The organism is Aequorivita capsosiphonis DSM 23843, assembly GCF_000429125.1.
GTDB classification, from domain to species: Bacteria; Bacteroidota; Bacteroidia; order Flavobacteriales; family Flavobacteriaceae; genus Aequorivita; species Aequorivita capsosiphonis.
Genome location: NZ_AUBG01000012.1, coordinates 1 through 13146, shown reverse-complemented (window position 1 = coordinate 13146; position 13146 = coordinate 1). Strand labels below are relative to the sequence as shown.

Genomic DNA, 13146 nt, shown 5'->3' with positions numbered 1-13146 from the left:
ATGTTTTATAATCAATTGGGAAAAGCCCCGTCTGGCGAACGTTTAAAACGAATTCAAAATTCGCCCAATTATCGCGAAGGTGCATTTCATAATATCAACGAAACACCACAGCTGGCAGAAGGCTATAGCTTCCGAAAGATTTTGTACGATTTCTTGTTTCATAAGCCGAAACACCTAAAACCTTCCCAGCCCATTCCATCGGTTAAAACTAATTTAAAGGAATTGCCTTTGGATGAGGATTTGCTACTTTGGTTCGGGCATTCGTCCTATTATTTGCAATTGAATGGAAAACGTATTTTGATAGATCCGGTTTTTAGCAACAGCGCGTCCCCCATTCCAGCGACCAATAAACCTTATAAGGGAAGCAATGTTTACACAGCAGAAGATATTCCCGAAATTGATTATTTACTAATTTCCCACGATCACTATGATCATTTGGACTATAAGACCATAAAGAAATTAAAGCCGAAAGTAAGGCAAGTGATAACTGGCTTGGGCGTTGGTTCTCATTTTGAAGCCTGGGGCTATACTTCGGAATCTATTGTAGAATTAGATTGGAATGAAAGCTTAAAACTCGATGCAGACATTTCGTTAAATTCAGTTTCTGCGAGGCATTTCTCTGGAAGAAGTTTTAAAAAAAATAATACTCTGTGGCTTTCCTTTATTCTTAAAACGGAAAAATATAATCTATTCCTGGGTGGAGATAGTGGCTATGATATGCATTTTAAAAAAATCGGTGAGAAATTCGGTCCCTTCGATCTTGTGATTTTGGAAAATGGCCAATACAATTTGGCTTGGCATTATATTCATATGTTACCGGAGGAAACATTACAAGCTGCAGAAGATTTAGGTGCTAAAAAGCTATTTCCGGTGCATTCCAGTAAATTTGCTTTGGCATTGCACGCTTGGGATGAGCCAATGAATAAATTAGACGAACTAAATAAATCTTCAAAGATTCCTTTGATAAGGCCAATGATAGGGGAGGTGGTTTATTTAAATAAATCGCAGGAGTTTTCGCAGTGGTGGAAGCAGATATCCTAATCGATAATTTTGGATAGTTGCCGTTTTCAGTATCTTCGCGAGATCGCATTAATTAAATGATTCTTTAGGATTTAGGTTGTTTAAGAAATCTTCATTTCATCCTTTAGGAATGAGGTAAATAAATGAAGATTTCGTTCTAAACCGTTTCTTTAAATAATCTAGAAACTTACTATTAAAAAATTATAAGATGCTAAAAGCAGTACTTTTTGATATGGATGGGGTAATTGTAGATACAGAACCCTTACACCGAAAAGCCTATTTCAAAATGTTTGACGAGGTGAACATTGATGTAAATGAAGCGCTTTATGATAGCTTTACAGGCCAAGCCACTCTGCCAATATGCAGAACATTGTGCGAGCATTTCAAGCTTTCAGAAACGCCTGAAACTTTAGTTTCCATAAAGCGAAAGCACTTTAAATATCTATTTGAAAATGATTCTAGCCTTGCCTTGTTAGATGGCGTGCACGATTTGATCAAGAATTATCACGAGAATGGCCTTACTCTGGTTTTGGCATCTTCGGCCTCTATGCCAAACATAAATAGGATTTTTGATCGTTTCGATCTCAATAAATATTTTAAAGCAAAAATTAGTGGTGCCGATTTAAAAGCCTCAAAACCACACCCAGAAATATTTATAAAAGCCGCTGAACTTGCAGAAGAACACGGAGATAATTGTATGGTTATTGAAGATTCCACCAACGGCATCAAGGCTGCAAAAGCTGCCAATATTTACTGCGTAGGTTTTAAAAGTCCGAATTCCGTAAATCAGGATTACAGCATCGCAGATAGAGTGATCACTAGTTTTGATGAGATTTTATTTTCTAAACTGTCTCGTTAATCCCCAAACCTGACAGGTTTTAAAAACCTGTCAGGTTTCGAAGCAACAAACATTTTAAAAAGTAAAATAAATACGCCTCTCCTTTTTTTAAGGGATCGCTTCTGCTGAATTTATTTCGGAATGCCGATAGGCGAAGGGTTGATTCAGCTTCTAATAACAAACCAAATTCCGCCTTCTATTCTTCTTAAGAAAGCCTCTACTTTCATAATATTAAAATCAGTTTCCTTAGGAAAAAGACCGCTATTCTGTTATATTTGAGTTGATTTAACCTTAATCATGCTCATTATGACAAAAAATCTACTCTTTTATTGCGCTTTCTTTTCGATGAGTCTGGCTTTTGCGCAAATGCCAGGCGTTTATTCCATAGATGCGGATGGGAAATTGTATTTTTCCAGTGCAAATATAGAACGCAGCAGCGATGAAAATCAAGAACCCCTTGCCCTTGTTGGCCTCGCCTTGGATTGGGATCTGGAGGATTTTGATATTTCCAACAATCCAACGCTCGATTCTTGGGACCCGAGAATGGATGTCCACGAATCTGGTAATGCTTATGTGGTGTACAGCGACAATTATTCTAACGGACTTCAGAAAATTATGTTTCGTAAGAAAATAGGCAATGATGAATGGACCACTCCTATTTTTATTGATAAAGGTGGCGAGATTGGGGCCAGGAACAATCACTACGGAGCTATAGCAGTCTCTCCAAATGGCGATCTGCACGCTACCTATAACGTTTGGGCATACGAAAATGTTAGGAATTACGTCGGCTACTCCTATTATAATGCCGCTACCGATATTTGGAGCGACGGCGTGAAGATTTCTGATGAAAACGGTACCGTAAATCACTCAAGTGGTCGGCACGCTATTTATAGTACAGCCGATAACCTTCCTGTTGTGGCATGGGGTTATGACTACAGAGCAAACCAAGTGAATGAAGAAATCTATATGAAATTCTTTGATGGAACTTCTTGGTCTAGCGACATCCCAGTTTCCGATGTGACCGACAATATGGATGCTGGCTACCCGTTTTTTAAAAGCATTGGTAACGATAAAGGAATGATAATTTATTCTGAAAACACTGCGGGAGGTGTAACAGAATTGAAATATAGAGTTTATGATGAGGTAACGCACGACCTGAGCCCTGCCACCTTAATAACGGATGATAATATAGGAACCTTCAATTATACCTTAGCAACATCTCCTTCGGGTGAGGTTATGGTTCTTACCGTTCATAAGAAAAATGGACCTGACCGTGATGTTGTTCAAGTTTATGATTATGATGGGAATGCAGATTCATTTAGCCAATCTTCTCATATTTTTGAAGATATTTCTTCTTCAGCCGGTTTTAAAAGAATTGCGATGGACTGTAATTCCAATGATGACTGCGCGCTTATCTATACCGATATATTTGCGGAAAACATTTCCTTTGTGGAATACCAAAAAAATCAAGGCTTTTTTGGTCCTCCTGAAGTTATTGTTGATGAGGATCCGAGCTGGGAAGAGCCTGTCTGTAAATTCGATATACACGGTAACCTACATGTAGTTTGGAATGATATGCGATTTAACGATGGCCAAGGCTGGGATGAACGGGAGGTTTTTTATAAACGTGGAGTGAATATTTATATTGGAACTGAAGAATTTCAAAATAATGCAGTGATAAGTCTTTATCCAAATCCTTCCAAAGGCTCATTTTCTATAGAAACCAAAGATTCCTTTATTGTGGAAATATTTGATCTCTTAGGAAGAAAAATCCTTTCCAAAAATATCTCCGGAAATACTGAAATGAAGGATATACTATCACCTGGCACCTATCTAATACACTTTACCAACGAAAATTCATCAGTAGTAAAAAAGCTTCTTGTGGAATAAATCATTTCTTAATCGAGCAGAAAATGCCATCTGAATGGTTTTATTCAGATGGCATTTTCTTTTATAAGAATCCGATTAAATTACTTCACACGAATTTCCATAAACCTAACGGGTCTTCACATGTCCGCCGCCCGCGTGTCGCCGAAGCTTTTACTGCCTTTGTAGCCGCTTCGGTGTAGTAGGCAAGCGGAGGCACAAGCTATTGCAGCGTAGGAGGAAGACCTATTAGGTTTTATGTTCTATAGATCCATTATATCTTCCAAACCCATTACACTTTGATGGTGCCAATATTCAAAGCTTTCTTTGTCAATCAATTCAAAAATGGTTTCGCTGTCAATATTTGAATGTTTGTTAGAAGAATAAGCTTTAAATGAAGAATATATATATGTTTTAAAATCCTGCGTGAAGCCGTGTTTTACTGGATTTAAATGTATGTATCCCAAAACTTGCGTTAAATACTTTTCATCCTTTATACGCTTCCGCTTTAAGTGTTCCTGAAAAAGACTACCACTTCGTGAATAAGCCTTATTAATTGCCTTCGAATAAGCGTTGAACATATTGGAAAAAGGTTGGTAGGGACGGTCTTTATATCTTATGGAGATATCATTTTCATCTTTAATTCTCAATAAAAGATGAAAATGGTTCTTTAAAAGACAATATGCGTAGATATCCGCAATAGGTATAATATGTTTTTTTAGTAATTGGAGAAAGTAGGTGTAGTTTTTATCCTCAATGAATATGTTCTCCCTATTGTTTCCTCTATTAAAGATATGATAAGTGGCGCCAAGTTCTATAAAATCCTGTTTCATAATTACTCGTTTTTAGCGTTGTTATGAAGACCTAACAGGTCTTTGAGACCTGTTAGGTCTAGTGACTATACCTAACCGGCTTTTAGAAACCTATTAAATTTGCAAGTAAATTCTCTGTTTCTACTCCGGCCGAACTCTTCTTCATCGCATTAATTCTATGCTCTGAAAGTGGAAGCGGCGTTTCAAAATAAACCAGATTTCGCTCGCCTTGCTTCTTAAGATGGCTCCTAATAATAGCGTGCGTATGATAACTGGCTTGCTGTAGCTTTAAAAAAGGTTCGTAATCTTCAATATTGCAGATGGCGTCACTACGGTCAAAAAAGCCAAAACCTTTATATTGTCCCTCTACAACTAAAGCAAAACCTATTTCCCCTTCGGTTCTGCCTTTTCCTTGTATTGCGAAACTTGGATTGTTATCTTTTAAAGACTTCATGGCAGCCTGAACTTTTTGGTTGTATTCTTCCACCGTTTCTAAGTCCTCACAAATACCTTCACAGTTTTTTATTCGGTAGTGGGAGCATTTTTCAGAAGAACTCTGCAAGGTGCAAAAACGCGGACATAACTTAAATGTCTCACATAATTCCTCCAGTTTTTCGGTGGCTTCTGTTCTATTGTAAAAAGTGCTCACAGAATCGTGCCGAAGCTTTGTTTTTGACAATGCCAACTGAATAATGCCGCGTTGGTTTTCGTAATTAATAATTTGGTAGGTCGTGGCGGGCCATTTCTGTGCGCGGTTGAATTTCGGATAGTGTTTCCGGATATGTTCCGATTCCACCAACAGCGCTATGAGTTCATTTCCTGTACGTTCAAAATCTATAAAATGTGTTTCTTGCCCTAGTTGATATTCCTTCGTTTTTTTATCGTAAAAGTGGGAGAGGATTCGTTTCTTGATATTCTTTGCCTTTCCTGCATAAATCACCTGATGTTTTTGATTTTTAAAAAGATAAATTCCCGCATCCTCGGGTAGTTCATCAATCTGTTCTGCTGGAAGATGGGGTGGAAGGGTGGCCTGCTTGGAACGAGGATTCAAAAACGTATTGATCATTTCAAAATCTTCATCCAGCGATAGCAAGCGTTGAAAAAGAATTACGGTTGCATCTACATCTCCTTCCGCACGGTGGCGGTTGAGGTGTGGAATATTTATAGTATTACAGAGTCTACCTAAACTGTAAGAAAGATGTCCGGGAATCAGTTTCCGCGAAAGCCGAACAGTGCAAAGCTTTTTACGGTTGTAATGTTGCCCTAAAAGACGAAATTCGCCGCGGATTACATTATAGTCGAAGCTCACATTATGCGCTACAAAAATAGCGTCCTTTGTAAACTCCTCTATTTTTTCGGCAACTTCTTGGAAGCGTGGCGCATCTGCAACCATTTTATCATCAATACCCGTTAAGGCGGTGATATGTTGCGGAATGTCACGTTCTGGATTAACCAGCGAAGTATATTTATCAACGACTTCCCCATCTTTTAGAAGTGCAATACAGATTTCAGTAATCCTATTACCCGCAATCCCACCACCGGTGGTTTCTACGTCTATAATTGCGAAAGTGGATGATTTCATTTTTAAATTTTGCTCGAAAAACAAATGTAGGAAAATCTATTTGATTATTTTGGAATAATTCCTGTTAAATGGAAATAATCCAAGAAGTTGTTGAAATAGACTACTCTTCTTCCAGCTTTTTACCTTCATCTTTTCTTATTTTTTCATACTTTTTGGTAGCATTTTGATCGGTTTGATCTTTTTCATCAGGCTTTTTATATTTTCCGGATTTTTCCTCTTGGTATTCTTTTTCCTGTTGTTTGTTCTGATTTTCAGCATCCTCCATATGTTGCTGTGGCTTTTTATTAGCTTCTTTAGAGTTCATTGGTTTGATATTTGACGTTATAGTTTTTACTTGAGTATAGATTCTTTTTTAAACTAATTTAATCATATTCTCTTCTTCCAAATGCTGGTTATTATATATTTAACAATGGATAGTGATATCGTTATGCTTTTTAATACCTGGATTGGTTGCAATTACGAATTTGGATCGCTTTCTTAATATTTATATCCACTTGGTTAAAGTAACGTGAAATACCAATTGGGTTCTAGCTATTAATCTTATTTTTAGAATAAAAACAAATCCTATGAGATCAATCTGGAACGGTTCAATCAGCTTTGGCCTAGTGTCAATTCCCATAAAAATGTATAGTGCATCCGAGGATCGAAAACTCGATCTGGATATGCTGGATTCTCACGACAATGCCCGCATTCGCTATAAAAGGGTGAATGAAGACACGGGAAAGGAAGTGGAATGGAAGGATATAGTAAAAGGCTTTAAAAAAGATGACTCCTATATTATTCTGGAGAAAGAGGATTTTGAAATGGCGAATATGAAGAAGAGCAAAACCATAGACATTGAAGAGTTTGTGGAGGAAGCCGAAGTAAACGACCTCCTTTTTAAAAGCCCGTATTTTTTAGAACCGCAAAAAGAAGGCGGAAAAAGTTATAATCTGTTACGTGACGCCTTAAAGAAAACCGGAAAGTTAGGGGTAGCCACATTTGTGATGCGCCAAAAAGAGCACCTAAGTCTTATTGGTGTATATAAAAATGCCTTGGTACTGCACGTGATTCGTTTCGCAGATGAAATTCGCGATCCTGCAGATCTTAAACTGCCATCCACCAAAGTTTCCAAGAAGGAAGTAGATATGGCGCTTAGTCTGATTGAAAACTACACCGAACCTTTTAAGTTGGATAAGTATAAGGATGTTTACAATAAACAGTTGATGAAAATAATCAACAACAAAGCCTCCGGTAAAAAAACGCGTTCAAAAAAGGTTGATACTACGCCTACAAAAGCAGACGATCTGATGGCGAAACTAAAAGCGAGCTTAGAAAAGAAAAAGAAAAAAAGTAAAGCCTCCTAATCTTGAGTCTGGATGACTACATAAAGAAACGTAGGTTTGACGACACACCCGAACCTAAGGGGGAATTGGATAGAAACGATTCAAATCGTTTTGTAATTCAACGGCATCAGGCTTCCAGATTGCATTACGACCTTCGCCTAGAAATGGAGGGCGTTCTAAAAAGTTGGGCCGTTCCTAAAGGGCCATCGATGAATCCTTCTGATAAACGCCTGGCCATTATGACCGAAGATCATCCCGTAAAATACCTCACTTTCCACGGCACTATTCCCAAGGGGAATTACGGCGCAGGTGTGATGGATATTTGGGACGAAGGGCCTTTTCAGGTTTTGGAAAGCGATGAAGGAAAAGATCCTCTCAAGCAATTGAAGAAAGGGGATTTGAAAATTGAATTCTTCGGAAAAAAAATAAAAGGCAGTTTTGCTTTGGTTCATACCAATCGCGGCGAAAAACAGAACCAATGGCTCCTCATCAAAAAAAAGGATAACTACGCCACAGAGCTAGAATATGACGCGGAGGTTTTTTCAGCTTCAAAAAAAGAAACCAAACCTGGAAAAGTAAAATCGCTTAACCCATCAGAATTTATAAAACCCATGCTTGCCAGTCCGGCAAAGAAAATATTTAAAGATCCCGATTGGGTTTTTGAACTGAAATGGGATGGGTATCGGGTAATTTCAAATATAAAAGATGGCAAAGTGGAACTCTATTCGCGGAACGGCATTTCCTACAACAGTAAATTCGCTTCCATCAAAAAAGAGCTGGAAGCCATTCCCCACGACTGTATTTTGGATGGGGAAGTGGTTATCGTGGACAAAACTGGGACGCCCGATTTTCAAAAACTTCAAAAATACGACCCCGAAAAGACAAAAGGAGAGTTGCGGTATTATGTTTTTGATTTGCTTCATTTAAATGGTATGGACACCATTTCACTTCCTTTGCTGGAACGAAAAAGCTTTCTGCCCGAAATCTTGGAGGGTTTAAAAAATGTGCTCTATTGTAATCATCTGGCGGCAATGGGTCCCACACTCTATAAAAAAGCCATTGATGCAGGAATGGAAGGCGTCATAGCAAAGAAAGCGGATTCAGTTTATGATCCCGGCTACCGAAGTGAAAATTGGCTTAAAATAAAACATACCAACACCGAAGAAGCAATTATCTGCGGTTATACAGATTCCGTTGGGGGCGGCTCCATTTTTGGATCGCTGATCTTGGGAATGTATCAAGCAGAAAAATTGACTTATGTAGGAAATTGCGGTACAGGTTTTTCAGCTTCGGAACAAAAATCGCTTTTGGAGAAATTGAAAACTTTGGAAATGGATAAAAATCCCTTCGCCAAAAAGCTTGCACTAAAAGGAAGAACTCCCCATTGGGTAGAACCGAAATTAATATGTGAAGTAAAATTCTCTGAATGGACCAAAAGCGGCTTGATGCGTCATCCCGTATTTAAAGGGCTGCGAAAGGACAAGGATTTGGATGAAATTGTGCCACAGCAAAAAGAAAGTACAACACAAACCACAATCCCCCCTTTAGGGGCTGGGGGGCAAGGCCATACAACACAACCAAAAAGTTCCTCTTCGCATTTAGAAGTCGATGGTATTTCGGTACCACTTTCAAATCTGGATAAAGTCTATTGGCCAGATGCGGGTTATACGAAATACGACCTAATTGATTATTATCTAAATATTTCCGAAGTTATTTTACCTTATTTAATAGACAGGCCACAAAACTTAAATCGGCATCCCAACGGTATCAATAAGCCTTCTTTCTATCAAAAAGACAACGACACCTTACCGGATTGGGTGGAAACAGTAAAAATCTATTCCGAATCTTCTAAAAAGGAGATTGATTATCTGCTGTGTCAAAATGAAGCAACCTTGCTTTATATGGCGAACTTGGGCTGTATAGAAATTAATCCCTGGAACGCCACAATTGGAAATTTGGAAAATCCCACCTACACTGTTATAGACATAGATCCTTCCGAAAAAAATACTTTCGAAGAAGTTATTGAAGTAGCATTGGCTGCCAAAGAAGTCTTGGATCTGGCAAAAATTAAAGGTTTTGTGAAAACCTCTGGTTCTAGTGGAATTCATATTTATATCCCGTTGGGCGGGGAATACGCTTTTGATGAGGCGCGGGATTTTACAAAACTACTCTGTTACTATATCCAGGAAAAACTCCCGAAACTAACGAGTATGGAGCGCGCGGTAAAAAGTCGGAAGGGTAAAATCTATTTGGATTTTCTACAAAACCGACGCGGACAAACATTAGCTGCTCCCTATTGTGTCCGCCCAAAACCCGGAGCCACCGTTTCCGCGCCGCTAAGTTGGAAAGAAGTAAAACCTGGTCTACAACTCTTGGATTTTACAATCAAAACCATGCCTGATCGAATTGAACAAATGGGTGACTGGTTTAAACCTGTTTTAGGAAAAGGGATGGATATGGAGGCTGCCATAGATAATTTATCATAATTTGTCTTTGCGAATATGGAGAAGTGGTCTCAGATTCTAATCGTAACTTTGCATTCATAATTCTAAATCCCAAGATAAATATTGAAAAAATCCTACAAAACAATCGCAGTCATTGGCTTTGTCTCCAAAGGCATCATTTACTTGGTGATTGGCATCCTATCCTTATTGGCAGCTTTAAATATGGGTGGCCAAAGTTCGGGAGCAAGTCAAGCGCTTATATTTTTAAAAAAGCAATTCTTAGGCCGGACTATGTTATTGCTTCTTGGTTTAGGCCTCTGTTGTTATTCTTTCTGGATGTTCTTTCAGAGCATAAAAGATCCTGAGAATGACGGCACAGATAGAAAAGCCAAAATGCGACGCTTCGGCCTCTTTACCACTGGTTTAGTTTATACATTCATAGCGATTCTCGCTTTTTATCATCTCTTTGCCTATACGGGCACTGAAGAATCCGGCACCACCTATCTCGATATGCTCGGACCCACAACGATTTCTATTCTCTTTAACATTATTGGAGTCGTATTGGCAATTCAGGCTGTGGTTTTAGTGGTAGGTGTTTTTAAAGGTGGAATGTTGGACCAGTTTAATCTTGAAGGCAAAAAATATTCCAATTTTATACGTAAGCTCGGTATGTTCGGTTTCTATGCCCGAGCCTTTGTTGTGGGAATTATAGCTTATTTCTTTCTCCGTGCTGGAATTTATACAGGAAACCACGATGTAAAGGGAATCCAAGACGCCTTCGCATTTTTAGATCAATCCACGGTTGGGAGAATTTTAATGGCCATTACTGCAATTGGATTTATTTCCTATGGTGCGTTTTATGTGTTGCTAACACGGTATCGGAGTTTTGAGAAGGATTGAAAACACCATGTAGTTCTAACGCGCATAATTAAAGAGGGAGACTTAAGTAAATTCTTTAGAAAACCTCAAAATCATTTGAATTCCACTCTTCAGATTTATACAAATCGTTCAACATAGTATTTATCACGTTTAGATCAACCTCCATCTCGTTGTATTTTTCATTTGGTTCTAGACCATACCATTCCCTTATTTCCTCATGTTCTGGATGCTTCTTGTTGCGAATGCTTTTCAAAAAATCTGTATAGCCCCAAGGACCTCCTACATCTTCTGGCGGACATTTGCCGATGGCGTCGATACATATTGGTGCGCCATGAAACTGCTTCTCATCTTTTTTGCTGTTTTTCAGAAAAGTAATTTGGTGCCACCAATCATCTCCAAAGTCATACCAATACCAAAACGGCTTAGCGCCATTTTCCATTAGAAAAGAATCTTTCAAAAGCACTTGAAAGGCATCTCTTTTGGGAGCAGAAGCGAAACAGGCGAAATCTTCATCAAACTCATCAGGAATTCCAACGCGGATTTCAGACTTTGATTTTGCATCGCAAAATTCAAAAAGATGTGCGTTAAACCATCCTATACTTTCTTGGATAACCAAATGTAGCTGAAACATACTAATATCTTCAGGAACCAAAACCTTGCGTATCACCTTATGCGGAAGATCTTTGAGTTCAATTTTTAGTTTTAGGAAATTTTTGTTCATTTTTAAAATTTAAATAAATTGATTATGGTTCTAAAAGATTTACAGTTTCTAAATTTTGAATATGTTTAAAATTTTTGCGGATAAGCGTCTTTTCATTTTCCCTCTCTCCCATATACAATCTTATCTTTCCGCATTTCATTTTGCCAAGCCACTGGATCCTATATGCTGGTAATACCACCAGAAGCTTCCATTTCTTCCATAAGCTGATAGAGTGATTCTGAATTGCTTTCCGTGTCCTTTTCAACTTTTTCCTTTTCAGTAGAACTTTCAATTTCCAGCCCTAATCTTCTTGCCAATGCCTCTACTTGTTGTAAAAGCTTTCTATCGTTTCCCGAGATTGTAATTTCCATGATAAACTCACTAGTGTCCACTTAAAATAAGTTGAAAACCAGCTGATTAGTATTTTGTTCATTGACATTATTGTAATCTGATTTCATAAGTAGCTCATTTAAAGGGGTTTTATCAAGTAGTGATGCAGATAATATTTGTAAAATTTCATAATTGGAACGATTTATTTTTAATTCTTTGGCGACTATGGCCACCAAACAATATGTTATAATCGCAACATTGATTTGTACTCGAACAGCGTTTTCTGATCTGCCCCAAAAGGTTTTCACTTTTAGATGTTGTTTTATCCATTTAAAGAATAGTTCTACTTGCCATCTTTGTTTGTAAAGCAATGCAATATCATTAGCAGATAATTTAAAGTTGTTTGTTAAAAACACTAACGTTTTTTTAGTATCACTGTCGTAATATTTTACTTTACGAATTTTTTCGGGATAATCTTTAGAACTATAAAAGCCCATTATTTTTCCAATTTGGTCGTATTTGATTCCATTGGCTTTATCTGCTTTTCTTGAATACATTCTTTTGAATTTAATGTTCGATTTTGCTCTAACCACAAAATTAGCTTTAGCTTTCTCGATGCGATAAAGACGTCCATAATCTACATAAGCACGGTCAAATATATAGTAAGCTAAAGGCTCGTAATCTATAACATCCATCGCATTAACATCGTGTATGTTTGCTTCTGTAATATGAATGAACACGGGGATGTGGGTATTAACATCAAAGAGGGTGTGTAATTTGATTCCTGCTTTTGTTTTGCGAAAATGGGCCCAACAAAATACACTAAGGCAAAGGTCGATAGTAGAGGAGTCAAAGGCATAGATATTACCTTCTATTTCAAAATCACTTTTATCATTTTTGCTTTGGGCAATCTTAATCAAATGGTCTGCAAACTCTTCGAATATTTTGAAGTTTCGATTTTCATTTGCCTTTGACAAGTTGCTTCGAGTTATACTTTTACCAAACCCTAAATGATATGATTTTGACTTATGAGCCTCTATAATAAGTATCAAATCTCTCAGACTTTCTCTAGCAGATAATTGACCGAAAACCATACATAATAATTGATTCCAACAAGTAAAATGTTTGACTGATTTATTCCCAGAATATTTAGCAGTAACTCTATCAAAAACACGTTGTGGCAGAAAATTTACCAACTGAGAAAATATATATTTGCCTTGGTTCATATTCGTAATATTATTTTACGAACATAGATAGCCATTTCAAATCGTCACGCTTTAAAATGAGACTTAAAACACAGGTTTACAATAATTTCAAAGAACTTTTATAAACTTTTAGTGGACACTAGTG

Annotated in this window: 12 protein-coding genes; 6 read left to right on the top strand and 6 right to left on the bottom strand. The window is 37.7% G+C overall.

What is annotated here, in order from left to right:
- From G440_RS19820 to G440_RS0110390, 3 genes are all read left to right on the top strand, one after another.
- Entirely contained in the window at nucleotides 1-1041 is a 1041-nt protein-coding gene (locus G440_RS19820) for an MBL fold metallo-hydrolase (RefSeq protein ID WP_051285294.1), read from the top strand.
- Between the two features lie 187 nt (nucleotides 1042-1228).
- Nucleotides 1229-1879, top strand: coding sequence for an HAD family hydrolase (locus G440_RS0110395; protein ID WP_026451250.1), 651 nt, complete (start codon nucleotides 1229-1231; stop codon nucleotides 1877-1879).
- A 285-nt stretch (nucleotides 1880-2164) separates the two neighbouring features.
- Complete coding sequence (locus G440_RS0110390) at nucleotides 2165-3748, top strand: T9SS type A sorting domain-containing protein (RefSeq protein ID WP_169718956.1); 1584 nt, start codon at nucleotides 2165-2167, stop codon at nucleotides 3746-3748.
- 239 nt (nucleotides 3749-3987) lie between these two features.
- Here the strand turns inward: G440_RS0110390 and G440_RS19815 are convergent, their stop codons facing one another.
- The 3 genes from G440_RS19815 to G440_RS0110375 all read right to left on the bottom strand — a co-directional run bounded on the left by G440_RS19815 (nucleotide 3988) and on the right by G440_RS0110375 (nucleotide 6422).
- On the bottom strand, nucleotides 3988-4557 hold the full coding sequence (locus G440_RS19815) for a transposase (protein WP_034259390.1): 570 nt from the start codon (nucleotides 4555-4557) through the stop codon (nucleotides 3988-3990).
- A gap of 82 nt (nucleotides 4558-4639) precedes the next feature.
- Nucleotides 4640-6118 (bottom strand): exonuclease domain-containing protein, encoded by a 1479-nt coding sequence (locus tag G440_RS19810; RefSeq protein WP_034259388.1) that lies wholly within the window; start codon nucleotides 6116-6118, stop codon nucleotides 4640-4642.
- A 100-nt stretch (nucleotides 6119-6218) separates the two neighbouring features.
- The gene (locus G440_RS0110375) at nucleotides 6219-6422 is read right to left on the bottom strand and encodes a hypothetical protein (protein ID WP_026451248.1); all 204 of its coding nucleotides are present in this window, start codon (nucleotides 6420-6422) and stop codon (nucleotides 6219-6221) included.
- Between the two features lie 262 nt (nucleotides 6423-6684).
- Between G440_RS0110375 and ku the strand changes: the two genes are divergently transcribed.
- From ku to G440_RS0110360, 3 genes are all read left to right on the top strand, one after another.
- Nucleotides 6685-7464: a non-homologous end joining protein Ku gene (gene ku / locus G440_RS0110370; RefSeq protein ID WP_026451247.1), complete on the top strand. Its 780-nt coding sequence runs from the start codon at nucleotides 6685-6687 to the stop codon at nucleotides 7462-7464.
- Nucleotides 7465-7466: 2 nt separating this feature from the next.
- Nucleotides 7467-9929 carry a DNA ligase D gene (gene ligD / locus G440_RS0110365; protein ID WP_026451246.1) on the top strand — a complete coding sequence of 821 codons (2463 nt, stop codon included), beginning with the start codon at nucleotides 7467-7469 and terminating at the stop codon, nucleotides 9927-9929.
- An 81-nt stretch (nucleotides 9930-10010) separates the two neighbouring features.
- Nucleotides 10011-10787 (top strand): DUF1206 domain-containing protein, encoded by a 777-nt coding sequence (locus tag G440_RS0110360; RefSeq protein WP_026451245.1) that lies wholly within the window; start codon nucleotides 10011-10013, stop codon nucleotides 10785-10787.
- A 55-nt stretch (nucleotides 10788-10842) separates the two neighbouring features.
- Here G440_RS0110360 and G440_RS0110355 read toward each other — a convergent pair whose 3' ends face one another.
- The 3 genes from G440_RS0110355 to G440_RS0110345 all read right to left on the bottom strand — a co-directional run bounded on the left by G440_RS0110355 (nucleotide 10843) and on the right by G440_RS0110345 (nucleotide 13022).
- Nucleotides 10843-11487, bottom strand: coding sequence for a plasmid pRiA4b ORF-3 family protein (locus G440_RS0110355; RefSeq protein ID WP_034259386.1), 645 nt, complete (start codon nucleotides 11485-11487; stop codon nucleotides 10843-10845).
- A gap of 158 nt (nucleotides 11488-11645) precedes the next feature.
- Nucleotides 11646-11837 (bottom strand): hypothetical protein, encoded by a 192-nt coding sequence (locus tag G440_RS0110350; protein ID WP_026451243.1) that lies wholly within the window; start codon nucleotides 11835-11837, stop codon nucleotides 11646-11648.
- Nucleotides 11838-11858: 21 nt separating this feature from the next.
- Nucleotides 11859-13022, bottom strand: a complete 1164-nt coding sequence (locus G440_RS0110345) for an IS4 family transposase (RefSeq protein ID WP_026450205.1) — start codon at nucleotides 13020-13022, stop codon at nucleotides 11859-11861.
- Nucleotides 13023-13146 lie beyond the last annotated feature (124 nt).

What these genes read in the sequence shown, in the direction of transcription:
- G440_RS19820 (WP_051285294.1), top strand. Translation starts at nt 1, where the DNA reads ATGTTTTATAATCAATTGGGAAAAGCCCCGTCTGGCGAACGTTTAAAA.
- G440_RS0110395 (WP_026451250.1), top strand. Translation starts at nt 1,229, where the DNA reads ATGCTAAAAGCAGTACTTTTTGATATGGATGGGGTAATTGTAGATACA.
- G440_RS0110390 (WP_169718956.1), top strand. Translation starts at nt 2,165, where the DNA reads ATGACAAAAAATCTACTCTTTTATTGCGCTTTCTTTTCGATGAGTCTG.
- G440_RS19815 (WP_034259390.1), bottom strand. Translation starts at nt 4,557, where the DNA reads ATGAAACAGGATTTTATAGAACTTGGCGCCACTTATCATATCTTTAAT.
- G440_RS19810 (WP_034259388.1), bottom strand. Translation starts at nt 6,118, where the DNA reads ATGAAATCATCCACTTTCGCAATTATAGACGTAGAAACCACCGGTGGT.
- G440_RS0110375 (WP_026451248.1), bottom strand. Translation starts at nt 6,422, where the DNA reads ATGAACTCTAAAGAAGCTAATAAAAAGCCACAGCAACATATGGAGGAT.
- ku (WP_026451247.1), top strand. Translation starts at nt 6,685, where the DNA reads ATGAGATCAATCTGGAACGGTTCAATCAGCTTTGGCCTAGTGTCAATT.
- G440_RS0110355 (WP_034259386.1), bottom strand. Translation starts at nt 11,487, where the DNA reads ATGAACAAAAATTTCCTAAAACTAAAAATTGAACTCAAAGATCTTCCG.
- G440_RS0110350 (WP_026451243.1), bottom strand. Translation starts at nt 11,837, where the DNA reads ATGGAAATTACAATCTCGGGAAACGATAGAAAGCTTTTACAACAAGTA.
- G440_RS0110345 (WP_026450205.1), bottom strand. Translation starts at nt 13,022, where the DNA reads ATGAACCAAGGCAAATATATATTTTCTCAGTTGGTAAATTTTCTGCCA.